This is a genomic window from Streptomyces sp. JB150, assembly GCF_011193355.1.
In the GTDB taxonomy this organism is placed as follows: domain Bacteria; phylum Actinomycetota; class Actinomycetes; order Streptomycetales; family Streptomycetaceae; genus Streptomyces.
Genome location: NZ_CP049780.1, coordinates 198,172 through 221,293, shown reverse-complemented (window position 1 = coordinate 221,293; position 23,122 = coordinate 198,172). Strand labels below are relative to the sequence as shown.

Genomic DNA, 23,122 nt, shown 5'->3' with positions numbered 1-23,122 from the left:
ACCGCGACCGGCGGCGCGGACCTCAGTGGATCACCGGGCTGCGGCGTTCGAGGAGTACGACGTCACGCCAGCGGCCGTGGTGGCGGCCGATGCGCTCGCGGGTGCCGATGACGCGGAACCCGGCGCGCGCGTGCACGGCGAGGCTGGCCGTGTTCTCCGGGAAGACGCCGGACTGGATGGTCCAGATCCCCGCCCGTTCGGTGGACTCGACCAGGGCCGTGAGGAGCGCCGAGGCGACGCCCCGGCCGCGGGCCGCCGGGTGGACGTACACGGAGTGCTCGACCACGCCGGCGTAGGCGCACCGGTCGGAGACGCGGCTCGCGGCCACCCAGCCGAGCACCCCGCCGTGTTCGTCCACGGCGGCGAAGCGGTGCTCGGGCAGCTTCGCCGCGTCGAACGCCTCCCAGCCGGGAGCCGCGGTCTCGAACGTGGCGTCGCCCTCGTCGATGCCCGCCTGGTAGATGGCCAGCACCTGCTCTGCGTGGTCCGCCGTCAGCGGCACGATGAGCGTGCCCGCAGCCTGTGCGCTCACCGGCTCCCCCTCTCCTGTCCTCCCGCGTCAGACCGCTGCGGCCGGCAGCGTCAGCAGCTTGCCCATCGCGGCGAGCACGGACGGCTCGACCCGGTAGTAGACCCAGGTGCCGCGCCGCTCGGAGGTGAGCAGCCCGGCCTCCTTGAGCTTCTTCAGGTGGTGGGACACGGTGGGCTGGGACACGCCGACGTCGGAGATGTCGCAGACGCACGCCTCGCTGCCCTCGTGGGAGGCCACGGCGGAGAACAGCCGCAGCCGCACCGGGTCGCCGAGCGCCTTGAACATCCTCGCGGCCACCTCCGCCTCCACGGCGGTCATCGGCCGCTCGGTCAGCGGCGGGCAGCACGGCACCACGCCGTCGGCAGCCGCACGGTCGGGGGCATCCAGCAGCGGCAGCACTCTCGTATTCGACATGTGCCTATGTTGACACGCGTCGAAGCAGGTGGGCGAGGAGGTGGGGTTGCCCAGTTCTTCGATTTCGACGTCTGTCTATGTTGACGGTCATCGAAACAGGTGTCAGGCTGTGAGCACAAGACATCGACAGGTCTCGAAGTAAGAGAACCCGTGCGGAAGGACCCACCATGGCCACCCCCAGCGACCTCCCCGTCGTCGTGATCGGCGCCGGACCCACCGGCCTGGCCGCCGCCGCCCACCTGACCGGCCGCGGCATCACCCCGCTGGTCCTGGAAGCCGGTCCGGTCGCGGGTGCCGCGGTGCGCGACTGGGCGCATGTGCGCCTGTTCTCCACCTGGGGCGAAGTCGTCGACCCGGCCGCCGAGAAACTGCTGGCCCCGACCGGCTGGACCCGTCCCGATCCGGCGGCCTGCCCCACCGGCGGCGACTGGGCGGAGCGGTACCTTCAGCCGCTGGCCGACGCCCTCGGCGACCGCGTCCGCGTCGGCGCCACCGTCACCGGCGTCTCCCGGGCCGGCCGCGACCGGATCGTCGACGCCGGCCGCGAGGCCCAGCCCTTCGTCGTGCACGTCGCTCACGCCGACGGCCGTGAGGAGCGCGTCCTCGCCCGCGCGGTGATCGACGCCTCCGGCACCTGGACCACCCCGTCCCCGGCAGGCGGCAGCGGCCTGCCCGCGCTCGGCGAGAAGACGGCGGCCGACCGCGTCACCTACCGCGTCCCGGACCTGCGCGACCCCGCCGTCCGCGCCCGGTACGCCGGCAAGCGCACCGCGGTCGTCGGCTCCGGCGCCTCCGCGTTCACCGCGCTCGCCGGCCTCGCCGACCTGGCCAGGTCCGAGGACGGCGCGGACGGCGCGGACACCAGGGCGGTGTGGATCCTGCGCCGGGGCATCTCCGGCTCCACCTTCGGCGGCGGCGAAGCCGACCAGCTGCCCGCCCGCGGCGCCCTAGGCCTGGCGGCCAAGGCCGCCGTCGACGACGGGTACGCCGACGCGGTCACGGGCTTCCGCACCGAGGCGATCGAACGCGACGGCGACGGACGACTCGTCCTCGTGGGCGAGGACGGCCGGCGGCTCCGGCCGGTCGACGAGGTGATCGTGCTGACCGGGTTCCGTCCCGACCTGTCCTTCCTCTCCGAGATCCGCCTGAGGCTCGACGAGCGCCTTGAGGCCCCGGTCGAGCTGGCCCCGCTGATCGACCCGAACCAGCACTCCTGCGGCACGGTCTACCCGCACGGCCACCGCGAACTCTCCCACCCCGAACAGGGTTTCTACCTGGTGGGCATGAAGTCCTACGGCCGCGCCCCCACCTTCCTCGCCATGACCGGCTACGAGCAGGTGCGCTCCGTCGCCGCCGCCCTCGCCGGCGACCTCGACGCCGCCGACCGGGTGGAGCTCACCCTCCCCGAGACCGGGGTCTGCGGCGGCGCCGGCCTGTTCGACGCCCCCGACGCCCGGCAGAGCGACGGCGGTTGCTGCGCCGCGCCCGAGCCGCGCCTCGTCCCGCTCGGCGCGCCCACGGCAGCGGCGGTGAGCACCGGCGAGACGCCGGCGGGCGGCTGCTGCGGCTCATGACCCGCCTCGGCACCGAGCCGGCGGGGCCGCGACCGGAACAGGGGACCGGTCGCGGCCCCGGCACCCGTCGCGGGGCGTTAACCGCCCTCGCCGCGCCAACGGCGGCTGCTCACGAAGGAGTCGATCGGGTCCAGGACGCCTCAGGTGCGAGGGATCTGGCAGGCGCCGCTGCCCTCCTGGCCCTTGGGCGGCGGGGACTTCTCCGGCCAGGCGAGTCCCACGAACGTCGGCTGTTCGCCCCGTACTTCGGGATCGAGCCGGACCACGGCGACGGCCTTGTTGTAGGCGTTGCCCTGGTTGTCGATGCAGATCCAGCCGCTCGCGCCGTCCACCTTGTGCACGCCCCGCAGGGCGTTCCAGTCGGTTCCGATCTCCCGCAGCGTCGGGATGTCGTGGCTCTTCCGGCCCTCGGCGTGCAGCCGGATGCCCGCGATGGCGGTCTTGGCGGCGTCGTGCACGGAGACGGTGCGGGAGTCGTAGATGTCGGCGGGGCCGATCGGCCCCACGGGAGGCGGTGCCTTAAGGCGCCGCATCAGCTCACGGACCGCTTCCGGGGAGCCGCCGGTCGGGGGTGGCGCGGGCCGCTTGCTGAGCCAGCCGTCGGGGTGCGAGATGGAGGTGTAGAGGACGCTCACCTTGCCCTCCCACCTGCCGCCGTCGCCCTGCAGCCCGCGCAGCGCGTCCCAGTCCAGCTTCTCGTCGGCGTACAGCGTGGACGCGCCGGAGCCGCTGACCACCGTGAACGGCTCCTGCTTGCACGGGCGGTTCCTGGCCAGCTCGTTGAGGAACTGCCGCAGATGGACGGGGCGGCCCGCGAAGTAGACGGTGTTCACCTGCGGCCGCAGCACGCAGATGTCCGTGGCCATGCGCTTGAACTCGCTGGACAGACCGCCCTCGACGTCCGTGCCCTCGGACTCGAAGGGCATCGGCTCGTGCGGCGACCTGTGCAGCTTGCGCTCGTAGGCCTGCAGCAGCGACTCGTTGTACGGGTCGCGCCGGGTGTCCTTGACGAGGATGGCGTGTTCCAGGTCCAGCCTCTTGTCGAAGTGCGCGAGCGCGTTGGCCTGGTCGCTGTTGGTGGGCGCGATCCGGGCGAACAGCGGGAAGCCGGTGAACTCGTCGCCGGTGATCGGACCGCCCACGACCGGGATCTTCTTCTCCTTCGTCAGATACGCGATGGCATCGGCCGTCGCGTCCACGCTGAGGTCGAACCCGAAGACGGTACGGAGGTTGTGCTTCTCGTCCCGGGCCATCTCGGCGAGCCGGTCGGCGACCGGGCGCCACTGGTCACGGTTCTTGCCCGGGTTGGCGAGCACCAGGCGGATCTTCGGGTGCTCGCCGCCGCTCCGCTTCTCGGCCGCGGTGGCGCCGTTGGCGAAGTACTGCGCGATGTACGCGCCCTGCACCTCGTGCAGGATCTGCCGCCTGACCTCCTCGTGGTCGGAGGTCATCGGGATCATCAACGCGATCGTGGCGTGCGGCTGACCGTCGATCCGGTCGTTCTCCTCCTTGATCCGCGCCATCACCGCGGCGAGGTCGTCCATGAAGGGCTTGCCGCCGCCGTCGCTGACGCCGATGCACTCGCCGTTGACGGTCGTCAGGCCCGGCCCGCACGGGTCCGGCTCCTCGGGGCCGAACCTGTCCCACACGTACCAGGCGGCCAGCAGGGCGAGGACCACGCCCACCGCCATGGCCGCCAGGGTCACCGGGCCGGCGCCGGGGCCGGGTCTGGCCGGAGTGTCTGTCACTGACCCTCCTCTGACGTGGCCGGCCGCGACCCGGCTGCCGTTCCCCGCACCGTCACCCGCACCAGCCTCCGCTCGCGCGCGTCGCCCTCCAGGCGCAGCGCCCAGGTGTCGAGGACGCTTTCGAGCTCGTCCAGGGGAGCGGCCGCGAGCCGGGCGCCGGCGTCGTCGTCGCTCACCACCAGCACCACCGGGTGGGTGATCGTCCGCCGCCCCACCACACGGCGCAGCGTCCGGTGGGCGGCGAGGTAGGTGTCGAGCACGGCCCGGCCCTCGGCGTGGTGCACCTGGAGCAGCATCAGCGGGGGCTGGTTCCGGTTGAGCCGGCGCAGCAGGCCGTACTGCGCGTCGATGTCCGCGAGGAAGGCGGCGATGAGGTACTCGTTCCGGTTGGCCACCCGCGACGCCTCCTGACGGGCGGCCTCCGCGCGGACCTCGTCCGGGTCGTCGGGGCGCGGCGGGCGCGGCCGGAAGAAGTAGAACAGGCGGATGGCGATCGCCTCCCGGTTGGAGAAGGCGCCGCCCTTCGGCACTCTCAGCGCCCGGCCCCACCACCGCAGGGCCACCCGGTCCGGCCGCGGACGACCGGTCAGGAAGCGCACCACCGTGGACAGCACCGCCAGCACGGCGCCCACCATGCCACCCGCCGACAGCGGCGGCTCCAGCTCGCGGAGCAGCTGTTCGCGGCCGACGGCCTCCTCCTCCTGCTCTCTGCTGCCCAGATGGCGCACCAGGGCGCGGTGCGCGTGCTGCAGCCGGTCCAGACCGAGGTCGGCGTGGTCGGCGGCCCAGGTGTGGGCGAGCAGCCCGAGATGGAAGCGGGGGAAGGCCGGACGGCGGCGGCCCGGAGGGCCGTTCAGGCCGGACATGCGGGTCGACAGATACCAGAAGGACTCGGCCACGCCCTTGTCGACCGGGACCTCCGGCACGTTCACCGGCAACCGCCCGGAATACGTCTGGCGCAGTTTCCACAGGAGGTCGTTCTGCTGGGTCCGGTCCAGGCCCACGACCTCGATGACCGGCGGACCGCCCTTGCGCCGCAGCCTGCTGCCCACGCTCCGCCGGTGCCGCGGTTCCATCAGCAGACCCGAGATGATGCGGGCCAGGAGACGCTCGTACTCCACAGGCTTCCCCCGTCCTCTCGGACCTCACGCGTCCGGCATTCCTGTGTCGTTGGCGGCCATAAATATACGCAGCGTCCAGCGCCGGCAAGGGGAGAACGGTGAGGCTGCGGTGATTGGCCTGATCTCGTGCTTACTTCGGGAGGAAGCGTTCGTGCCGTCCCACGCCTGTACGCGCGTCGGCGCGGCGGTGTACGGTCTCGGGCCGATGGGCTTTGGGAGCGCTCCCATCGCACCGTTCCCCCTTCGCACGAGAGGAACGCTGTGAAACGCATAGTGGCCTTACTGGCGACCTGCGCGACGGCCTTGGGCCTGACCGCGCTGGCCGGCCCCCAGGCGGCGGCCGCCACCGGCTGCAGAGTCGACTACACGATCACCAGCCAGTGGCAGGGCGGCTTCCAGGCCGGAGTGAAGGTGACCAACCTGGGCGACCCCGTCAGCGGATGGACGCTCAAGTTCGCCCTGCCGGACGCCGGACAGAAGCTCGTCCAGGGCTGGAACGCCACCTGGTCGCAGTCGGGCTCCACGCTCAGCGCCACCGGCGTCGACTGGAACCGCACGCTGGCCACCGGCGCGACGGCCGACCTGGGCTTCGTCGGCTCCTTCACGGGCGCCAACCCCAAGCCCACGGCCTTCACGCTCAACGGGGTCGCCTGCACCGGCTCCGTCGAGGAGGAGCCCCCGCCGGACCCGGGTGACGGCACCCCCGTCTCCGTCAACGGACAGCTCCACGTCTGCGGTGTGCACCTGTGCAACCAGTACAACCGCCCCATCCAGCTGCGGGGCATGAGCACCCACGGCATCCAGTGGTTCAGCAAGTGCTACAACAACGCGTCCCTGGACGCGCTGGCGAAGGACTGGAAGTCCGACCTGTTCCGCATCGCCATGTACGTGCAGGAGCAGGGCTATGAGACCGACCCGGCCGGCTTCACCAGCCGCGTCAACAGCCTCGTCGACATGGCCGAGGCGCGCGGCATGTACGCCCTGATCGACTTCCACACCCTGACGCCGGGCGACCCCAACTACAACCTCGACCGCGCCAAGACGTTCTTCGCGTCCGTCGCCGCCCGCAACGCCGCCAAGAAGAACGTCATCTACGAGATCGCCAACGAACCCAACGGCGTCAGCTGGACGGCCATCAAGAGCTACGCCGAGCAGGTCATCCCGGTGATCCGGGCCGCCGACCCCGACGCCGTCATCATCGTCGGCACCCGCGGCTGGTCCTCCCTGGGCGTCTCGGACGGCTCCAACGAGACCGAGGTCGTCAACAACCCGGTCAACGCCTCCAACATCATGTACGCGTTCCACTTCTACGCCGCGAGCCACAAGGACAACTACCGCGCCGCGGTGAGCCGGGCCGCAACGCAACTGCCGCTGTTCGTCACCGAGTTCGGCACGGTGACCGCCACCGGCGGCGGCACCATGGACCGGGCGAGCACCACCGCCTGGCTGGACCTGCTCGACCAGCTGAAGATCAGCTACGCGAACTGGACGTACTCCGACGCCAACGAGAGCAGCGCGGCCTTCAAGCCCGGCACCTGCAACGGCACGGACTACAGCGGCAGCGGCGTACTGACCGAGTCCGGGACCCTGCTCAAGAGCCGTATCAGCACCCCCGACAGCTTCCCCACCGGCTGACCCCCGCCCGGCGGGGCTCCGGATCGCCCGGAGCCCCGCCGGACCTGCGCACACCCCTCTGGCGGCGGCGGGCCGCCGACAGGACCTTCACCCGGCTCCCCGCTGGCGCGTCCGCGCCGCCTCCGGCTCGGCGACGCGGTGACAGAGCAGCAGGCAGACGTCGTCGTCGCGTTCGGAGTCGTGCAGCATCGGCTTCAGGATGGACTCCGTCGCGGCTTCCAGGTCCTCCAGCTCCGCCGGGCTCACCGCGGCCAGCGTCTGCGCGAGCCGCTCGATGCCGGGGTCGATGCCGCGCGCCCGCCGCTCGACCAGTCCGTCGGTGTACAGGGCGAGGGTCGAGCCCGGCGGCAGTTCGGCGGAGTGATCCTCGTACGTGAAGGGGAGGGGCACGCCGAGCATGACGCCGGGCCGGGCGTCGAGCAGGCGCACCGTTCCCTCCGGTGACCGTGCCACGGCCGGCGGATGGCCGGCGGCGGCCCAGACGACACGCGGATCGTCGGGGTGGAAACGGGCGACCAAAGCGGTCGCGTACAGCGAGGGCTGCTGATGGCACAGCATCCGGTGCAGCCGGGTGAGGATGCGGGCGGGGCTGTCGTCCTCGACGGCGTAGGCGCGCAGCGCCGTGCGCAACTGGCCCATCATCATGGCCGCGTGCAGACCGTGCCCCGTGACGTCCCCTATGACGGCGAGCAGGCTGCCGTCGGGCTGGACGAAGGCGTCGTACCAGTCGCCGCCGATGTTCAGCCCGTGGGTGGCGGGCAGATAGCGGGCGGCCAGCCGTACCCCTTCCGTGATGGGCAGGTCGGTGAGCTGCGCGCGCTGCAGCGCCTCGGCGGTGTCGCGGTGCTGTTCGTAGCGGCGGGCGTTGTCCAGGGCGATGGCCGCGCGCCGGGCCAGCTCGATCAGCATCACGGTGGTGTCGGCGTCGAAGCGGGAGCCGGACGAGGTGAGGCTCAGCACGCCCTGCACGCTCCGGGACATCAGGGGGATGCAGAGCAGGGGCCGGTCGGGGGCCAGCGCGGACGGCGGCAGGTCGTCGACGTCGGGCAGCCCGCCGGGGTGGGCCGCCGCGTGCTGCGGGCGCCCCGTGCGGGCGGCGGTCACGGCGGCGGCCGGCCGGGCCCTGACGGGCGGCGCGGTGTCGTCGTCGAAGAGCCAGACGTCCACGTGCGCGGCGTAGTCCGGGACGAGCAGCCCGGACAGGCGCTTGACGATGTCCTCGTGGTCGAGTGACGCGGTCACCGCGGCGCTGGCGTCGGCGAGGAAGGTCAGCAGCCGGCGGGCTCGTTCCGCTTCGGCCCGCGCGGCCCGCTCGGCGTCCAGGGTCGCGCGCTGGCCGCGTGCCGCGGCGTCCAGTTCGGCGTGCAGGGCCAGCACACCCTGGTTGGTGTGGTGCAGCTCCTCACGGTGGAACCGGACCAGTTCCTCCTGCTCGTCGAGCGACGACAGCACGTGCGCGGTGCTGTCGTCCGCGGCGAGCAACGCCTCGGCCAGCGCGGCCTCGTCCAGGGCAGCCGGATCGCATGGTGCGGCGGCACCGCTGGGGGCGGCCGGCTCGTGCCAGGGCACGGTGAGTTCCCACGGCGGCCGTTCCTGTGGAGGATGGCCGGCCGGTCGTACGGCGATCCGCACGGTGCCGTCGGTGTCGCCGGCGGGCGGCCGCCTCTCCACCAGCACGTCCCACGTCTCACCGCCGGCCAGGCAGCGGCGCAGCTGTGCGGTGAGGGCGCTGAGCGACCGCGCCTGTTCGAGCACCGGCAGGCCGGCCCGCGCCGCGAGGCGGGCGGCGAGGGCGCGGACGCGAGCGGCGTCGACCGCCGTGCTGATCTTCCAGGCGTCAGGGCAGGCGGTCATGGGCGTCCGTCCGGCGGTCGGGGCAGAGTACGGCCACGCTGGTGTCGTCGCGCGGCGGGCTCGCGGCGCTGCTGGCGTCGCGCAGGACGACCGCGGCCACCACGGCCGGATCGTGGGCCGGGAGTCCGGGGTCGCCGGGCGGCGTCCAGCGGCTCGGCAGGCCGTCGCTGTGCAGGACGAGCAGACTGTCCGCGGTCCACGGCGCCTGCTGGAGCGGCACGGAGGCGGGGAACCGCGCGCCGACGATGCCGGGCTGCGAGATGAGCGGCTGCCAGCCGTCCGGGGTGCGCAGCCGGGCGCCGACGTTGCCGACACCGGCGAAGTGCAACCGCCCGGTGCCGGTGTCCAGTTGGGCCACCGCGACGGCCGCGCCCCTGGTGTGCCTCAGCCGCTCGTGCAGACGTCGCAGGATGTCCGCGGGAGGCAGAGCCGCGAGGCGGCGCAGCTCGTCCAGGGCGGCGGAGGAGGCCCGCGCAGCCGGGACGCCGTGGCCGAGACCGTCGGCGAGGACCAGGGTGAGCAGCGCCCCGCACCGGATCCAGCCGAAGGCGTCCCCTGAGTGCTCCGCCCCGGCCAGGGCGAGATTGACGCCGCCCACCCGCGGTCCCGCCGGCGCGCGGGAGGGCGCGTGCGGGGCGGCGGGCAACGCGCCGACGCGGGCCACGGCCACGGTGCCGCGGCCCCGGCGGCTGTGCAGGTCGAAGTCGTCGGACACGCGCAGACAGGTGCCCAGACCGGCGCCCAGCGATGAGGCGGCGGTGGTGCGGCCGTCCCGTATCGCCTCGGCGACATCGCCGATGCCCGGGCCGTGGTCGACGGAGACGATCTGCACCGCACGATCCGCGGCCTCGTTCGTCGTGTCCGGCTCTTCGACCAGGTTGATCACCATGCGTCCTCCGTCGGCGTGTTTGAGGAGGTTCGTCGCCAGTTCGGTGGCCACCAGTGCGGCGGCGGCCGTGCGCGGCGCGCCGAGATTGGCCTCGGCGCAGGCGGCCTCGGCGGCCACCCGGACGTCCCTGACCCGGGTGGAGTCGTGCACCGGAATGTCCCACACCCTGGTCATGCCGCACCCGCGCGGGGGGAGGGCAGGGCACAGCTCCAGGCGGTGACCGTGACGGTGGTGCGGCGGTCGGTCGACGCCGGCGCGGTATCGCGGCTGCCGGGGCCGTCGTCGGTGAACGACAGCCGCGGCCCGGGCCGTGGTGTTCCGTTCCGCGCAGTCCTCTCCATGCGCCCCCCGCCGCCGTGGACGAGGGTGTCGCGGGCCGGTTCGCCGGCGGCGGTGACCGGTTCGGTCCGCCGCACCGGACCGCAGCCGGGGACGAGCGCGGCCTGCCGGACCCGTTGCCGTACCCCGGCGGGGCCGGCGTCCGAGCCGATGGGCGGGGTCGACTGAGCGGTGAGGCGGCCGGCCGGCGTCATGGGCCCTCCCGCGGAGGCTCCGGCGGGCCGGCCGACGGAGGCCGGCCCAGCAGGGTCAGCGCCATGTCGACATGCAGCGCGGTGGTCACCTGCGGCAGGCTGAGCCCCAGCTCGACCAGCGTGATCGCCACGGCCGGCCGCATACCGGCCAGCACCGTGCGAGCCGCCATCAGCGACGCGCCGGCCGCGATCTCGGCGAGCACCCGGCCGAGGAACGAGTCGACGATATCCACCCCGGAGATGTCGATGACCACGCCGCTCACCGGAGTGGGGCTGTGTGCGATCCGCCGCGTGACGTCGTACTGGAGCTGTTCGGCCGCCGCGTCGCCCAACTCGCCCTGCAGCGTGACCAGCAGGATGTCGCCCAGTGCCAGCACGGGCACCGGGGCCGCGGAGTCCGCGCAACGCGCGGAGGGGCCGCTCACCGCGGGCTCCCACCCGACGAGGCCCGCGGGGAGACCACGATGCCCAGCCGCCCCAGCGCGTAGGCCAGGGCGTCGGCCAGATCGGTGCGGGTGACGACCGACCCCAGGTCGATGCCGAGGTGGACGATGGTCTGGGCGATCGCGGGCCGGATGCCCGAGACGACGCACTCGGCACCCATCAGCCGGGCCGCGGCCACCGTCTTCATCAGGTGCTGGGCGACCAGGGAGTCGACCGTGGAGACGCCGGTGATGTCCAGGATGGCGTACTCGGCGCGCTGGTCGACGATGGCCTCCAGCAGGCTCTCCATGACCACCTGGCTGCGGGCGCTGTCCAGCGTGCCGACCAGCGGTACGGCGACGACGCCCTCCCAGAGCTTGATGACCGGGGTGGCCACCTCCAGCAGCTGCTGGCGCTGCCGGGCGATCAGCTCCTCGCCCGCGCTCAGCGCCGTCTCCATCACCACCAGGCGCAAGGTGCCCATCAGTACGGCCAGGGCCAGGGCGCACTCCTGTGCCGGCGCCGCGTCCGGGTCCTCGAACTCCCCGCGCAGCAGCTGGCCGACCGGCGCGCGCAGAGCGGCGACCTCCTCGGCGATGCGGGCGGGCGACGACCCGGAGCGGGAACGGGCGGCCGCCATCCGCCCCAGCTGGTCGCGCACCGCCGCGAACCCGGGGGCGCCGATGTCGTCCAGCCGCCCGGCGGCCGCGGCCTCCGAGAGGGCGTCCACCACGGCCCTGCAGGCGTCCACCGCCTCGTCGCGCGAGACCGAGAACACGCTCCGGAAGAGCTGAGCGTCCGCCCAGCGCTGGGCGATCTGCTCCCGCCGCCTGCCGAGGAAGCCGCTCAGCTCCAGCGCTGCCGCCGCGGTGGTCGCTTCTTGCTCCGACACTGACTCTCCCTGCTGTCCGGGCTCCGGCGGCCGCCGGTCGGCGTTTCCTCAGTCAATACTTGCCGTATGACAAACATTAGCGGCGCGGCTGCGGTGCGAACAACACGCGGCCGCGAGCGCGCGGCCGATGCTCACGACATGCCCGGTCAGCGGCCGTGCCAGTCCAGGCAGACCACCAGAGCGTCGTCGTCCGGGACGGAACCGCTCCGATGACCGGTCAGTTCGCGCAGGACGGCGCGCGGCACCTCCGCGGCGGGCAGCAGCCGGGTGGACTGGATCGCCCGGTTCAGCGCCGCGTCCCCGTATGTCTCCCCCTCGGGCGAGGCGACGGAGTAGACCCCGTCGCTGACGAAGACGAGCCGGTCGCCGGGCTCCACCCGGAACTCCTGGGCGACGTAGTCGGTCTCCTCGAACATGCCGAGCGGCAGCTGGGCGTCGAACGTGATCCGCTCCACGGACTTGCCGCGCACCCGCAGCAGCTGCGGGGAACCGGCGTCCACGACCGACGCGCGCCCCGTGGCCAGATCGAAGTCGAACATCAGCGCCGACAGGTAACGGCGTCCCCGGTAGTGGGCGTAGATCGCCTGGTCGGCCAGGGCCGCCTGGTCCGCGAGGGGAATGCCGGCCCGGCGGGCGTTGCGCAGGGCGTTCGTGGCCAGGCTGGTCAGCAGGGAGGCCTCTATGCCCTCGCCCATGCCGTTGGTGACGTACAGCGTCAGCCGGTCGGCGGTCGCGGACCAGTCGAAGTTGTCGCCGAAGATCGCGTAGGCGGGCTCCAGCTGGGCGCCGAGGTCGTACTCGGGCCGCGAGCAGGAGCGGCCGGGCAGCAGCTGCCACTGCATCTCGGCGGCGAGGGTGAGCCGGTCCTTGCGCCGCGCCTGGAGGTAGATGTCGGTGTCCCGCTCGGCGACGATCACTTCGTGGCCGAGTACGTCCGCCACCTCGGCCAGCTCCTCCAGGCAGCCGTCCGCGTACTCCGGTCCGGGCAGGATCACCGACAGCACTCCGAGCCGGTCGCCGCGGACGGTCACCGGCAGGTGCGCGCGCACCCTGCCGTCCCCGACGGGCTCCACGAAGGGCTTCTGGGCCCCGAAGGCACGGCCCGCGGCGCTGCTGTGGGCGGACACCGGTTCCGTGGTGTGCGGCAGCACCGAGACCGGCTGGAGCACGGTCAGACCGTAGTCGGCCAGGAACAGCTCGACGGACTCCGCCGCGTACTGCTCCATCAGCACACGCCGGACGGCGTCGAGCAATTCGTGCGGTGCCGCCGTGCGCAGGGCGCGTTCAGCGGTCACAAATCTGTTCACGATAGGGAATACACCGATCCTTCGTCTGTCGCCTGCCGGCCTCACCGGGCGGGCGAGGCCGTTCAACGGTCTGTGGGGGTCTCACGGGCGCACGAGGGCTGCGGGCCACACAGGGCCTCGCGGACCGTACGGGGTGTCGCGGACCGTACGGGGTGTCGCGAACTGGGGGGGGTGACGGACCGTAGGGGATCTCGGGGACCGTACGGGGCCTGCGGGCGCTCGGGGTCGCCAAGCCGCACGGGGCCTACGGACCCACGGGCACTACGGGACTATGGGGCCGACCGGGCCCACGGGTCGACGGGGCGTATGGACCGCACAGTGGGCTCCGGAGCACCCGGTCCACCCGGTCCAACCGATGCAGCCGGGCCAACCGATCCAGCCGGGCCAGCCGGTCCACCCGGGCCGACGCGGCCGCCTAGTACGCTGGCCGGGATCCGAGTGCCTGCGAGAGTGTGACCGTGACTGCCTTCCACCCCCGCCCAGAACCCGACGAGGTCGCCCGGGTGACCTCGACGGCCGCGGAGCTGCTGGAGGTCCTGTGGGGCCGGGCCTCCACCGCACCCGCGTCCGCCTCCCAGCTGCGGGTCCTGCTGATCCTGGAACACCACGAGGGCATCAACCTGAGCACTCTCGCCGAGTCCCTCGCCTCCACGCCGCCCTCCACCAGCCGCCTGTGCGACCGGCTCCAGGCGGCCGGATTCGTCGAGCGCGCGGTCAGCCCGGCCGACCGGCGCGAGGTACGGCTGCGGCTGAGCAGCCGGGGCCGCGCCTTCCTCGCCGACCTGCGCGTCCGCAGGCAGAAGGAGCTGCGAGCGGTCCTCTCGCACATGCCCGCGGCCAAGCGCGTGGCGCTCCTGGAGGGCCTGGACGCCTTCTGCGCCGCCGCCGCGACGCGGATACGTCACGGCGCGGCGGACTCCGACGCCAGGACGGCCTGAGTCCCCGGCCGCCGGGCCGGGTCTTCCCACACCACCTGACGGTGACCGACTGTCTGTGCTCCTCATGAGGGTCGGTTACCCCCTGAACCCGGGGATGCGACCTGCCGAACCCGCGGGTGACGAGAGCCACGGGCGCCACCGCCTCGTCACGAAACCCCCTCCGGCCACCCGGAGGGGGTTTCGTCACACGCATCCGGGCGGCCGCGCGGAGGCCGTCTCACCTCACGCCACGGCGGTTCCCTCCAGCTCGACCATGAGGTCGGGAAGCGCCAGCCGGTTCACCCCGAGCATCGTCGTGGTCGGCGCCACCCCGGCCGCGCCCAGTCGTGACGCCAGCACGCCGTAGTGCTCGAACAGCCGGTCGACGTCGGTGGTGTAGACGTTCAGCCGGACGAGGTTCGCGAGGGACATGCCGGCCTCGGCGAGCACGGCCTCCAGATTGTCGACGGTCAGCGCCAGCTGCGCCGCCATGTCCCCGGCGTGCCGGGGCGTGCCGTCCGCCCCGGTCGCGGCCTGCCCGGAGCAGTACAGGGTCCGGGTCTGCCCGGCGACGACCTCCCCCTGGCTGTAACCCAGCTCCACCGACCACGGCCACGGGTTGACCGTCGATCGCTCCATCGCCACATCAGCTCCCTTCGTCTCGTGTGTCACCTCCGGTGCCACGTCGACAAGCCTCTCCGCGAAACATGACATCCTCCGTCACGTATCTCGCTAGCGTTTTCGCATGCGTGCCGACCGACTGATCTCGCTGGTGCTGCTGTTGCGTCAGCGCGGCCGGCTGACCGCGGCCACCCTCGCCCGCGAGCTGGAGGTGTCCACCCGCACCGTGCTCCGCGACATCGAGGCGCTGTCCGCGGCCGGTGTGCCGGTCTACGCCGAACGCGGTCGTCGGGGCGGCTTCGCGCTGCTGCCCGACTTCCAGACCGACCTCACCGGCCTGAACCACGAGGAGGCCCTCGCCCTGCTGGTTGCCGGAACCGGGCGCGGCGAGCAGGTGTTCGGCCTCGGCTCGGCGCTCGCCTCGGCCATGCGCAAGGTGGCCGACGCGCTCCCCGAGACCCACCGCGCCGCCGCGAGCGACGCCGCCCGGCGGCTGCTCGTCGCCCCCGAGACCGACCTGCTCTCCCGCCGCCCGGTCACCGGGGAACTGTCCGGCACCACCATGGCCGAGGTCCGCCGCGCGGTGCTCACCGGCCGCAAACTGCGCATCCACTACGCGCCCCCGGAGCGGACGCCGCAGTGGCGCACGGTCGACCCGATCGGCCTCGTGACCGTGCGCGACCGGGCCTACCTGCTCGCCACCAGGTCCGGCGCGGACCGCACCTACCGGCTGTCACGGGTCCTGGCGGCCCAGGCACTCGCCGAACCGGCACAGCGGCCCGACCGGGTCGACCTGGACCGCGTCTGGCGCGAACGCTGCGCGCGCTTCCTGACGGACGGCGACCAGGTCACCGTGCGGGTGCGGGTGAACCCGGCGCGGCGGGACGAACTGATCAGCACGGCACTGGCGGTCCGCGCCGCGAGGCCTACCGAGCAACCCGCCAGAGAACCTGGCAAGCAACCCACCGAAGAACTCGCCGAGCAACCTACCGAAGAACCTGCCGAGCAGCCCGCCGAGGGAGCCGACCCGGCCGGCTGGTCGCGGCTGGAGGTCACCTTCCAGGACGCGCGGCACGCCGAATGGGCGCTGTGGCAACTCGCCACGGACGTCGAGGCCCTGGCCCCGCGGTGGCTGCGCACCACCCTGCGCGACCGCGCCGCCGCGATCGCCTCCCGCTACGGCGCGTCGTCGTCCTGAGCCCGTGAGCGCGCGAGCCCGCGCGCCCCGGCCACGGAGGAACGCGCCGAGCCAGCGGCCCGCGCGTGTCACCTCACCAAGGCGTCCAGGAAGGGCGTACTGAAGACCCGGTGCGGGTAGTGACAGTCCAGCACGGCGACCATCTCGTCCCAGCCCGGACCCCCGCCGGCCCGATGGCTGTCGGGCACGCGACGGGCGAGCACGCCCCGGTCGGCCCTAGGCCGCCTCGTCCGTGTACGCCCAGCCCTTGGACCAATCGACGCGCAACGCCGCCCGCGTACCGTCGAACGTCCGCCACAGGAACCGCTCGACGTCCCGCAGGAAACGGTGCAGACGAGGCGTACCGGGCAGGGTGAGGATGTCGAGCCAGACGGCGGTGTCCCACTCCGGACGATCCGCCCGAGGCCCGACCGGGGAGAGCAGCGGGGGCCGTGCCCCGGGCACGCCGCTCCACGCCGGATCGTCCAGGCCGGTCACCCGGACCTCCACGGCACCGTTCACCGGATACTCGCCCCGCGCGCGGTACTCCCACAGCAGACGACGACAGTGACGCGTGAACTCCGCCAGCGCCCACTGCACATCGGCGCGGCGGACGAGCACGGCGTAACCGTTGGTGGTCATCCCGCAGTGTCGTGGGGCGCGGATAGTGCAGCAGCGCCCGGGACGGACCCCACAGGTCGCAACGCAGGCCCCCGGCCACCAGGTGGGTGAGCAGCTCGCCCGACAGCCCCGGAACATGCTGCCGGTCACCCGGTCGGGCATGGGGGCAGGCGTGGGACGGAACGGCGCCGTTGGGCTCAGTCGTCGGCGACGGCCGCCACGACGGCGGCGCGGCCGTTGGTCAGTCGGGTCAGCTCGGCGACGGTGGTGCGGAAGACGGTGTGCGGCATTCCGGCCCCCGTCCGTACATGGGGGTGCTCGTCCAGCGCGACGTCGACGAGGGTGCGCAGCGACTGTGGGTGGCCCACCGGTGCCACGCCCCCGACTTCCTGGCCGGTGACGGCGAGGACGTACGCGGGGTCCGCGCGGCGCGTCTTGCCGCGCGGACCCCGAGGAGCCGGGCGACGAGACGGGTGTCGACGCGGTGGGCTGCACTGGCGGATGAGCAGCGGTTTCACCACCGACGGAGAAGACGAGGCTGTTGACGACGGCGCCGACGGGACACCCGAGCCGGGCGGCGGTCTCCGCCGCGGTGGGGACCGCGGCCGGCAGCTCGACGATGTCCGCGGCGCTGCCGTACTCCCGGAGCGCCGCGCGGACCCGCCGTACTCTCTCGTGCATGAACTCTCTTGTGAGAATGACGGGTTGAAGGCGCGCGGCACTCGCGAACGGTGACGGCGACGCCGCTCACCGGCCGGGGGAGCGCCACGCGTCGGCGAGGACGGCCCACAGCTGCGCGTCATGACGCACGCCCTCATACGTCCACGCCTGGCGCCGGACACCTTCGAGCGTCATGCCGAGGCGCTTGGCGACCGCGGCGCTGCGATGGTTGTCGGCACGGCAGTGCCATTCCGCGCGGTGCAGTCCCCGGACGGTGAACGCCCAGTCCAGCAGCGCCCCGCAGGCACGGGTGACCAGGCCGTGGCCCTGGGCGGACGGCTCCAGCCAGCAGCCGATCTCGCATGAGCCGGCGGCGGCGTCGAAGCCGGTGAACATCACACCCCCGACCAGCGTCTCCTCCCGCCAGATGCCGTACAGGCGCGCTCCGTCGGCGGCCTGTCGTTCGGCGTACCGGGTCAGCGTGGCCCGCGCCCCGTCCAGATCCGTGGTGACGAACGCGGGCCCGACCCACGGGCGGATGTGGTCACGGGCCCGGTCCAGGTGGCCGGCGAACTCCTCGGCGTGCCAGACCTCCAGGGCGGCGAGGCGGGCGCCGCCGCCGAGCGGCAGTGAGAACACGAAGCACCTCCCATTCACATAACAAGCGTTACGGCAATGTAGCGTGGGACCATGCCACGCACCAAGGGAGATCACGAGGCCCGCCGGCGCGACGTCTCCGCGGCGGTCTGGCAGGTGATGGCCACCCGCGGCTTCGCGGGCCTGACCCTGCGCGCCGTCGCCGCCGAGCTCGGCGCGACCACCGGCCTGCTCACCCACTACTTCCCCACCAAACGCGCCCTGGTGGAGTACGCCCTCGACCTGCTCGAACAGCGAACCCTCTCCCGCCCCCGCCGAGAGACCGGCCAGGGCCTGACCGCCCTGCGGAACGCCCTGCTGGACATCCTGCCGCTCACCCCGGAGGCCACCGACACCAACCGGATCTGGGTCTCCTCCTGGGACACCGCCCTCTCCGACCCCCGCCTGAGCGCCGACTACGCCCGCAAGTACGCCAGGAGCCGCCAGCAACTGACCGAGCGCGTGGCCGCGGCCCAGGAACGAAGCGAACTGCCGCCCGGCGACCCGGCACACATCGCCGCCGGCGCCCAGTCCTTCGTCCTGGGCCTGGTCGTCCAGGCCCTCCTCGACCCGGCGTCCTTCCCGCCCCGGCGGCAGGTCGAGCTCCTGGACGACTACCTGGCCGCCCTCACCGGCCACGACGGCGGAGCCGAGGGAGCTCGTGGGGTCGTAGCCGAGTGCTGAGGCGTGATGCCGGGGACGAGCGCCCGTGCGTCCCGCACGCCCTCTGCCCGCCGGCCGACCGTGTGACGCATGGTCGAACGCATGGGGGACGCCTGGGAAGCGTGCGTGGGCCGCGGCGACGGCACGGACTGCCCCGACAGGGAGATCCTCGCCCCCGGCACGGGACCGCGGTGCGAGGAATGCCGGCACCACTGGGAGCTCGACCAGACCGAACCGGACCGGCGAGCGGCACCGGACGACGACCTGACCCGGCCGATGGGGGACCCGGGGGAGGTCGGGAAGGAAGACGCCGCGTAGTTTCGTGCGCACAGAAAACCGCTGGCGCGAGACCGCACCGCACGTGAGGATCGACCATCGGGGGCCAGCGCTCGGCGGAGGGAGACCGGCATGGTCGGTCGGGTGCAAGTGCTGCGGGTGGACGAGGGCAACCTCGACCGGCTCCTCGCGGTGGCCGTCGGGGACGCGGCACCCGAAGAAGTCATGCCCCCGGTGGCCGGAGGACCGGGGTGGACGACGGAACGGCAGGCGGCCTTCCGCGCATGGCACCGGGCCCGACGCGCCGGACTGGCCGGCCCGCTGGGCGAGAGCACCTACGTGATCACGTATGAGGGAGAAGTCGTGGGATCGGCTCGTCTGGCTCTCCGCGAGGGCCATGACGTCCTGGAGACCGGGATGTGGCTCGGCCGTACACATCGCGGACGCGGCATCGGCACCGCCACAGTCCGCCTCCTCCTCGACGAAGCCGCCGGAGCCGGTGCACGGGCCGTGGTCGCGGACACCACGACGCACAACACGTCGGCACTCGCCGCCTTGCGCGGCAACGGCGCGACGCTCACCGCGAACCACGACACCCAAGAGGTCCACGCCGAGCTGGTGTTGAGCAGGACGCTGCCGACGGCCGATCCGCGCGATGTGAGGTTCCGCCCATGACGGGTGCCCCGCAACTTCCCCTGGTGGTCCGGTGAGTGGCTGGTGGAGGTTCCTGGAGGAGCGGACCCGGCGGGAGGTCGACGCGGCCGTCCTGGACGATCGCCGGCTGCCGGCGGTCAGGTCTGTGTGGGAGGCGTTGCGTCCGCTGGGGCTGGGCTTGCACGAGGCGGAGCGGGTGGTCCGCGCACGCTATGACGTGCTCGGTGAGCGGGTGCGGCGAACGCCGCCCGACCCCCTCGACGTCACGTCGCTGGCAGCTCGCGCCGCGGCCCTGCCGGGCCGTGTCGTCGCGATCGAGGCCGTCTGGGACGGCGACACGGTCCACGGCTGGTTCGTGGAGCTGGTCGCGGTGCTGGACGGCCCGGCCCGGGAGGGCCACCTGGCGACCGTCCACGACCGTGCCGACGACCCTGCCGCGGCCCGCGCCGCCGAGGCCGGCCGCGACCTGTCCGACCACCTCGGGGTGCCGTTCCACTTCCCTTCCCCGGACGTCCCGGACGATGAGGCCCCTCGCCGGCGGACGGTCCACGGCCTGAGCGATGGATGGTCGACGTGACCGATGGACGGTGAACGTGCGATGACCTCGATCAAGGTCCCTGATGCGTGTGCGCCGGCTGACCGTCCCCGCCCAGCGTCCAGCGGTGCAGCCGGCCGCGGTCGCGTGTGAGCCAGGTGCCGTCCCCGAGCGCGGTGATGTCCTCGTCCACCGGAACGGGGTAGTGGATGTGGCCGAGGGGACGCAGTGTCTCCGCGTCCAGCAGCCAGTGCCGGATGCGCGGTTCCTCTGTTCCCGGGTACACCCGGCTTGGCAGGAGTACATGGCGTTCGTCGAGGACCACCGCGGAGAAGAACTCGTCGTTCTCCGGGTCGACGGCCAGCTCCGCCAGGTCCAGGAGCACCGTCCGCTGCCCGGAGCCGAGGTCGTACGTGGCAAGCTCGTCGCGGTCGTCATCGAGGAACAGGTACTCGGCGTACCGTTGGGTCAGCAGGCGGGAGCCGGGAAGGAAGCCCACCAGCGCGCGCATCCACGTACCGCCCAGGACCTCGAGACCGTCGGCGCGTGGCTCGGCCCACCAGGTCGACCAGCTGTGCCAGGCGGTCCAGCAGGAGACCACCACGGCGCCGCCGTCCGGACGCCAGGAGGCGACGGCGGCCGACGCCAGCGAACGGATCTGCCGCCGGCCGAGCACCTCGCCGGTCACCGCGTCCAGGAGCAGCAGATCGTCCCACGTGTAGTCGCGGCCCGGCTCCAGGTCGTACACCAGCGCCGCCTTGCGCCTGTCGGGTTCCAGTGTGGGCACGACGACGCTCACCAGCCGGCCGTCCGGACTGAGGGCGGGGGTGGAGTGCGCCCGGGCGGCACCGTGCCCCGGGGCGTGGCGCAGTTCCCAGCGCGGCTCCCCGCCGGGCCCCTGCGCCCGCACCGACGACACGCCGGCCACGAGGAAGCCGCCGTCGGGTGCGGGGACCGCGCGTTCCCCCTCCTGTGTCCGCAGGACGGCACTCGGGCGTGCGGTGTTCCCCGCGAGGAAGTCCTCACGGTCGTGGACCGCCACCAGATCCGGCGTGCGGAGAAGGAGCCGCCCTGCGTCCATGACCTCGACCGTGCCCCGCTCAGGCGTCGTGCCGAGCGGTGTCACGTCGATGCGTTCATCCCCCGTTGCGTTCATGACGCGCATGTTCGCAAGCCCCGCACCGGGCCCGCCAGCCGTTGTGCGCGGACGGCGGGCCAGTGGGCCGGCTGGGGCTATGCGGTGGTGAAGTCGGCCATCATGGCCATGTCTTCGTGCTCCAGGTTGTGACAGTGGAGCATGTACGTGCCGGGGTAGTCGGTGAAGCGGGTGACGATCTCGACGGCTTCGGCCGGGCGGAGGTCGACGGTGTCCTTCCAGCCGTGGTCGAAGGGCCCGATGTCGCGGTTGTTGCGCGAGAGGACCTGGAAGTGATCCAGGTGGACGTGGATCGGGTGGTGGAAGTTGGTGGTGAACCGCCAGATCTCGACCTGACCCAGTGCGGGGCGGGCGAGTGAGTTCCCCGGCTCGTACTCGGTGCCGTTGATGGTCCAGCCGACGTCGGAACCGCGGAAGTGGAAGTCGCGGGTGACGGTGGCCCGGCCGGGGTCCAGGCGGGGTACGTCGCTCAGCTTCCCGGGCACGGTGGTGTCGTCGCGGGGCGAGCCGGAGCCGACGTCGAAGCGCATGACCTGGGCGGTCGAGCCGTCGCCGAAGCGGTTGAGCAGGCGTACCCGTGTGCCGGGCCGGTAGCGGGAGAAGTCGACGACCACGTCGAAGCGTTCGGCGGGGGCGATCTCGAGCGTGTCGTGGCGGCGGGGCGCGTCCAGCAGCCCGCCGTCGCTGCCGATCTGGACGAAGCCGCCGCCGCCCTCGGGCTGCGGGTCCAACTGCAGTTTGTACAGGCGGGCGTTGGAGGCGTTGAGGAGGCGCAGCCGGTAGCGCAGCCGTCGCACCTGGTGCACCGGCCAGGGGGCGCCGTTGACGAGGATGACGTCGCCGAGGACCCCGTTCATGTAGGCGTCCGTCACGCCCGGGGTGCGCAATTGGGCGTCGAGCCAGGGGTACTGGAACGATCCGTCGGCGGCGAACGACCGGTCGGTGATCATGAGGGGGATGTCGCGGTCGCCGCGAGGCAGCGGCAGCCGCTCTTCCTCGTCGTCGTGCACGAGGTGGAATCCGGCGAGCCCCATCCAGACGGCCGCACCGGTGTAGCTCATGCGGTGGTCGTGGTACCAGAGCGTCGCGGCGCGCTGGTCGAAGGGGTAGGTGTAGGTGCGACTTCCCTCGGCGAGGTCCATCGCGCCGTGGCCCATGGCATGGCCGTGCGGTCCGCCGGTCATGTCCTGGTGGACGCGGTGGGCGTCGTAGGAGCCGTCGGCCGGCAGGATCAGCGAGGTCGGGTAGCCGTCGCTGGCGGCGGGAGTGTGGCCGCCGTGCAGGTGGACCACGGCGGGGCGGTCGAGCTCGTTGCGGTGGCGCACCACGGTGCGACGCCCGGAGCGCGAGACGATCGTCGGCCCGGGGAAGGTGCCGCCGTACGTCCACGCCGCGGTGCGCAGTCCGGGCAGGATCTCCAGTTCGGCGTGCTGCTGGGTGAGTTCGTACGTGTCGGTGGTGCCGTTCGAGGACACCGGCTCCAGCACCCGGGGGATCGGCAGGGGGGTGCGGAACGCGGCCGGCAGTTCGGCCCGGCTGGTCATCACCTTGCCGGGGAGGCCTTCGCGCGCGTAGCGGCTGAGGAGGGGCCAGCCGGCCGCGGTCAGGGCACCGGCGCCGAGCACCGTCGCCCCGGCGCCCAGAAGCGCGCGCCGCCTCACTTGACCGGCTCCGGCTGTACGGCCTCGTCCCGGGCGGGCACGGCAGGGGTCCTGGCGGGCAGCGGGGTGGTCAGCACGCGCTGCGCCAGCACCGCCAGGGCGCAGGCGAGGACGACGCCGAGCACGACGTGCAGGGCGACGCTGCGGGCGAGGCCGAGGGCGATCTGACCCACGAGCGCCACGACGATGACGATCGACGCGGGCAGGATCGACGTGGGCCCTCCGGAGCGGCGTACGAAGAAGGCGGCGACGGCCATGAGGACGGCGACCACGGTGATGACACGGCCGAGCGTTCCGTGGAGCGCCAGCATGTCGAAATGACCGCCCAGGAAACCTCCGGCGAGGGCGACCTGGGCGAGCATCAGAATCGACTGGACTGCGGCGGTGATGCGTAAGGACAGCAGGGAGGGACGCAAAGACATAGGGGTGATCCAACCCGGACGGCCGACGGCCCGCAACCCGAATCCGCCCTTTCGGCACGGCACTTGGGCGAGCCTCAAGGCATTCTCCAGATTGGCAAAGTGCGGGCAAAGCCGGTGGGTGAACCCGATGACTCCGACGGGTGAACCCGGGGGTGTTTATTGGGCGAGGATGAGGGTGGTGGGGGTGTGGGTGGGGTGGTG

The 23,122-nt window shown here is 72.8% G+C and carries 25 protein-coding genes; 8 read left to right on the top strand and 17 right to left on the bottom strand.

Going from position 1 to position 23,122, the window contains the following annotated elements; translation table 11 throughout:
* Nucleotides 1-22: 22 nt before the first annotated feature.
* A complete protein-coding gene (locus tag G7Z13_RS01030; protein WP_165995164.1) occupies nt 23-532 on the bottom strand; it encodes a GNAT family N-acetyltransferase in 510 nt (169 codons plus the stop codon).
* A gap of 27 nt (nt 533-559) precedes the next feature.
* On the bottom strand, nt 560-946 hold the full coding sequence (locus G7Z13_RS01025) for a metalloregulator ArsR/SmtB family transcription factor (protein ID WP_165995163.1): 387 nt from the start codon (nt 944-946) through the stop codon (nt 560-562).
* A 167-nt stretch (nt 947-1,113) separates the two neighbouring features.
* Between G7Z13_RS01025 and G7Z13_RS01020 the strand changes: the two genes are divergently transcribed.
* On the top strand, nt 1,114-2,520 hold the full coding sequence (locus G7Z13_RS01020) for an NAD(P)-binding protein (protein ID WP_165995162.1): 1,407 nt from the start codon (nt 1,114-1,116) through the stop codon (nt 2,518-2,520).
* A gap of 140 nt (nt 2,521-2,660) precedes the next feature.
* Here G7Z13_RS01020 and G7Z13_RS01015 read toward each other — a convergent pair whose 3' ends face one another.
* On the bottom strand, nt 2,661-4,268 hold the full coding sequence (locus G7Z13_RS01015; protein ID WP_165995160.1) for a hypothetical protein: 1,608 nt from the start codon (nt 4,266-4,268) through the stop codon (nt 2,661-2,663).
* Nucleotides 4,265-5,389: a hypothetical protein gene (locus G7Z13_RS01010; protein ID WP_165995158.1), complete on the bottom strand. Its 1,125-nt coding sequence runs from the start codon at nt 5,387-5,389 to the stop codon at nt 4,265-4,267. The genes G7Z13_RS01015 and G7Z13_RS01010 overlap by 4 nt, the downstream gene beginning before the upstream one ends.
* 261 nt (nt 5,390-5,650) lie before the next feature.
* On the opposite strand from G7Z13_RS01010, the gene G7Z13_RS01005 reads away from it, so the two are divergent.
* Nucleotides 5,651-7,024, top strand: a complete 1,374-nt coding sequence (locus G7Z13_RS01005; RefSeq protein WP_165995157.1) for a cellulase family glycosylhydrolase — start codon at nt 5,651-5,653, stop codon at nt 7,022-7,024.
* An 87-nt stretch (nt 7,025-7,111) separates the two neighbouring features.
* On the opposite strand, the gene G7Z13_RS01000 is transcribed toward G7Z13_RS01005, so the two are convergent.
* From G7Z13_RS01000 to G7Z13_RS00975, 6 genes are all read right to left on the bottom strand, one after another.
* The gene (locus G7Z13_RS01000; RefSeq protein ID WP_165995156.1) at nt 7,112-8,878 is read right to left on the bottom strand and encodes a SpoIIE family protein phosphatase; all 1,767 of its coding nucleotides are present in this window, start codon (nt 8,876-8,878) and stop codon (nt 7,112-7,114) included.
* Nucleotides 8,862-9,941: a SpoIIE family protein phosphatase gene (locus G7Z13_RS00995; protein WP_165995155.1), complete on the bottom strand. Its 1,080-nt coding sequence runs from the start codon at nt 9,939-9,941 to the stop codon at nt 8,862-8,864. Before G7Z13_RS00995 ends, G7Z13_RS01000 begins: the two co-directional genes overlap by 17 nt.
* Nucleotides 9,938-10,300, bottom strand: coding sequence for an anti-sigma regulatory factor (locus tag G7Z13_RS00990; protein WP_165995154.1), 363 nt, complete (start codon nt 10,298-10,300; stop codon nt 9,938-9,940). Before G7Z13_RS00990 ends, G7Z13_RS00995 begins: the two co-directional genes overlap by 4 nt.
* A complete protein-coding gene (locus tag G7Z13_RS00985) occupies nt 10,297-10,725 on the bottom strand; it encodes an STAS domain-containing protein (RefSeq protein WP_165995153.1) in 429 nt (142 codons plus the stop codon). Before G7Z13_RS00985 ends, G7Z13_RS00990 begins: the two co-directional genes overlap by 4 nt.
* Nucleotides 10,722-11,615: an STAS domain-containing protein gene (locus tag G7Z13_RS00980; protein ID WP_165995152.1), complete on the bottom strand. Its 894-nt coding sequence runs from the start codon at nt 11,613-11,615 to the stop codon at nt 10,722-10,724. The genes G7Z13_RS00985 and G7Z13_RS00980 overlap by 4 nt, the downstream gene beginning before the upstream one ends.
* Before the next feature lie 146 nt (nt 11,616-11,761).
* Nucleotides 11,762-12,910 carry a PP2C family protein-serine/threonine phosphatase gene (locus G7Z13_RS00975; protein WP_240926070.1) on the bottom strand — a complete coding sequence of 383 codons (1,149 nt, stop codon included), beginning with the start codon at nt 12,908-12,910 and terminating at the stop codon, nt 11,762-11,764.
* 464 nt (nt 12,911-13,374) lie between these two features.
* On the opposite strand from G7Z13_RS00975, the gene G7Z13_RS00970 reads away from it, so the two are divergent.
* On the top strand, nt 13,375-13,860 hold the full coding sequence (locus G7Z13_RS00970) for a MarR family transcriptional regulator (RefSeq protein WP_206312970.1): 486 nt from the start codon (nt 13,375-13,377) through the stop codon (nt 13,858-13,860).
* 222 nt (nt 13,861-14,082) lie between these two features.
* Here the strand turns inward: G7Z13_RS00970 and G7Z13_RS00965 are convergent, their stop codons facing one another.
* Complete coding sequence (locus G7Z13_RS00965) at nt 14,083-14,478, bottom strand: RidA family protein (protein ID WP_165995150.1); 396 nt, start codon at nt 14,476-14,478, stop codon at nt 14,083-14,085.
* A gap of 106 nt (nt 14,479-14,584) precedes the next feature.
* Between G7Z13_RS00965 and G7Z13_RS00960 the strand changes: the two genes are divergently transcribed.
* Nucleotides 14,585-15,658, top strand: coding sequence for a WYL domain-containing protein (locus G7Z13_RS00960; RefSeq protein ID WP_165995149.1), 1,074 nt, complete (start codon nt 14,585-14,587; stop codon nt 15,656-15,658).
* A 216-nt stretch (nt 15,659-15,874) separates the two neighbouring features.
* Here G7Z13_RS00960 and G7Z13_RS33270 read toward each other — a convergent pair whose 3' ends face one another.
* The 3 genes from G7Z13_RS33270 to G7Z13_RS00945 all read right to left on the bottom strand — a co-directional run bounded on the left by G7Z13_RS33270 (nt 15,875) and on the right by G7Z13_RS00945 (nt 17,557).
* Nucleotides 15,875-16,279 (bottom strand): cholesterol oxidase substrate-binding domain-containing protein, encoded by a 405-nt coding sequence (locus G7Z13_RS33270; RefSeq protein ID WP_206312969.1) that lies wholly within the window; start codon nt 16,277-16,279, stop codon nt 15,875-15,877.
* A 176-nt stretch (nt 16,280-16,455) separates the two neighbouring features.
* On the bottom strand, nt 16,456-16,635 hold the full coding sequence (locus tag G7Z13_RS33435; protein WP_240926069.1) for a hypothetical protein: 180 nt from the start codon (nt 16,633-16,635) through the stop codon (nt 16,456-16,458).
* A 370-nt stretch (nt 16,636-17,005) separates the two neighbouring features.
* A complete protein-coding gene (locus G7Z13_RS00945; protein WP_165995148.1) occupies nt 17,006-17,557 on the bottom strand; it encodes a GNAT family protein in 552 nt (183 codons plus the stop codon).
* 51 nt (nt 17,558-17,608) lie between these two features.
* Here G7Z13_RS00945 and G7Z13_RS00940 point away from each other — a divergent pair, with 51 nt between their 5' ends.
* The 4 genes from G7Z13_RS00940 (at nt 17,609) to G7Z13_RS00925 (ending at nt 19,724) form a co-directional block, all read left to right on the top strand.
* A complete protein-coding gene (locus G7Z13_RS00940) occupies nt 17,609-18,238 on the top strand; it encodes a TetR/AcrR family transcriptional regulator (protein ID WP_165995147.1) in 630 nt (209 codons plus the stop codon).
* Nucleotides 18,239-18,307: 69 nt separating this feature from the next.
* Nucleotides 18,308-18,535: a hypothetical protein gene (locus G7Z13_RS00935; RefSeq protein ID WP_240926068.1), complete on the top strand. Its 228-nt coding sequence runs from the start codon at nt 18,308-18,310 to the stop codon at nt 18,533-18,535.
* Nucleotides 18,536-18,625: 90 nt separating this feature from the next.
* Nucleotides 18,626-19,168: a GNAT family N-acetyltransferase gene (locus G7Z13_RS00930; RefSeq protein ID WP_165995146.1), complete on the top strand. Its 543-nt coding sequence runs from the start codon at nt 18,626-18,628 to the stop codon at nt 19,166-19,168.
* A 31-nt stretch (nt 19,169-19,199) separates the two neighbouring features.
* The gene (locus G7Z13_RS00925) at nt 19,200-19,724 is read left to right on the top strand and encodes a hypothetical protein (protein WP_165995145.1); all 525 of its coding nucleotides are present in this window, start codon (nt 19,200-19,202) and stop codon (nt 19,722-19,724) included.
* Nucleotides 19,725-19,755: 31 nt separating this feature from the next.
* Here the strand turns inward: G7Z13_RS00925 and G7Z13_RS00920 are convergent, their stop codons facing one another.
* The 3 genes from G7Z13_RS00920 to G7Z13_RS00910 form a co-directional block, all read right to left on the bottom strand.
* A complete protein-coding gene (locus tag G7Z13_RS00920) occupies nt 19,756-20,838 on the bottom strand; it encodes a hypothetical protein (RefSeq protein WP_165995144.1) in 1,083 nt (360 codons plus the stop codon).
* A gap of 77 nt (nt 20,839-20,915) precedes the next feature.
* Complete coding sequence (locus G7Z13_RS00915; protein WP_206312968.1) at nt 20,916-22,499, bottom strand: multicopper oxidase domain-containing protein; 1,584 nt, start codon at nt 22,497-22,499, stop codon at nt 20,916-20,918.
* The gene (locus G7Z13_RS00910) at nt 22,496-22,921 is read right to left on the bottom strand and encodes a hypothetical protein (protein WP_165995143.1); all 426 of its coding nucleotides are present in this window, start codon (nt 22,919-22,921) and stop codon (nt 22,496-22,498) included. Before G7Z13_RS00910 ends, G7Z13_RS00915 begins: the two co-directional genes overlap by 4 nt.
* Between the last annotated feature and the right edge of the window lie 201 nt (nt 22,922-23,122).

Bases quoted from the DNA above. Each gene is read 5' to 3' on its own strand.
- G7Z13_RS01025 (WP_165995163.1), bottom strand. From the start codon at position 946: ATGTCGAATACGAGAGTGCTGCCGCTGCTGGATGCCCCCGACCGTGCG.
- G7Z13_RS01020 (WP_165995162.1), top strand. From the start codon at position 1,114: ATGGCCACCCCCAGCGACCTCCCCGTCGTCGTGATCGGCGCCGGACCC.
- G7Z13_RS01000 (WP_165995156.1), bottom strand. From the start codon at position 8,878: ATGACCGCCTGCCCTGACGCCTGGAAGATCAGCACGGCGGTCGACGCC.
- G7Z13_RS00995 (WP_165995155.1), bottom strand. From the start codon at position 9,941: ATGACCAGGGTGTGGGACATTCCGGTGCACGACTCCACCCGGGTCAGG.
- G7Z13_RS00990 (WP_165995154.1), bottom strand. From the start codon at position 10,300: ATGACGCCGGCCGGCCGCCTCACCGCTCAGTCGACCCCGCCCATCGGC.
- G7Z13_RS00965 (WP_165995150.1), bottom strand. From the start codon at position 14,478: ATGGAGCGATCGACGGTCAACCCGTGGCCGTGGTCGGTGGAGCTGGGT.
- G7Z13_RS00960 (WP_165995149.1), top strand. From the start codon at position 14,585: ATGCGTGCCGACCGACTGATCTCGCTGGTGCTGCTGTTGCGTCAGCGC.
- G7Z13_RS33270 (WP_206312969.1), bottom strand. From the start codon at position 16,279: ATGACCACCAACGGTTACGCCGTGCTCGTCCGCCGCGCCGATGTGCAG.
- G7Z13_RS00940 (WP_165995147.1), top strand. From the start codon at position 17,609: ATGCCACGCACCAAGGGAGATCACGAGGCCCGCCGGCGCGACGTCTCC.
- G7Z13_RS00935 (WP_240926068.1), top strand. From the start codon at position 18,308: ATGGTCGAACGCATGGGGGACGCCTGGGAAGCGTGCGTGGGCCGCGGC.
- G7Z13_RS00930 (WP_165995146.1), top strand. From the start codon at position 18,626: ATGGTCGGTCGGGTGCAAGTGCTGCGGGTGGACGAGGGCAACCTCGAC.
- G7Z13_RS00920 (WP_165995144.1), bottom strand. From the start codon at position 20,838: ATGAACGCAACGGGGGATGAACGCATCGACGTGACACCGCTCGGCACG.
- G7Z13_RS00910 (WP_165995143.1), bottom strand. From the start codon at position 22,921: ATGTCTTTGCGTCCCTCCCTGCTGTCCTTACGCATCACCGCCGCAGTC.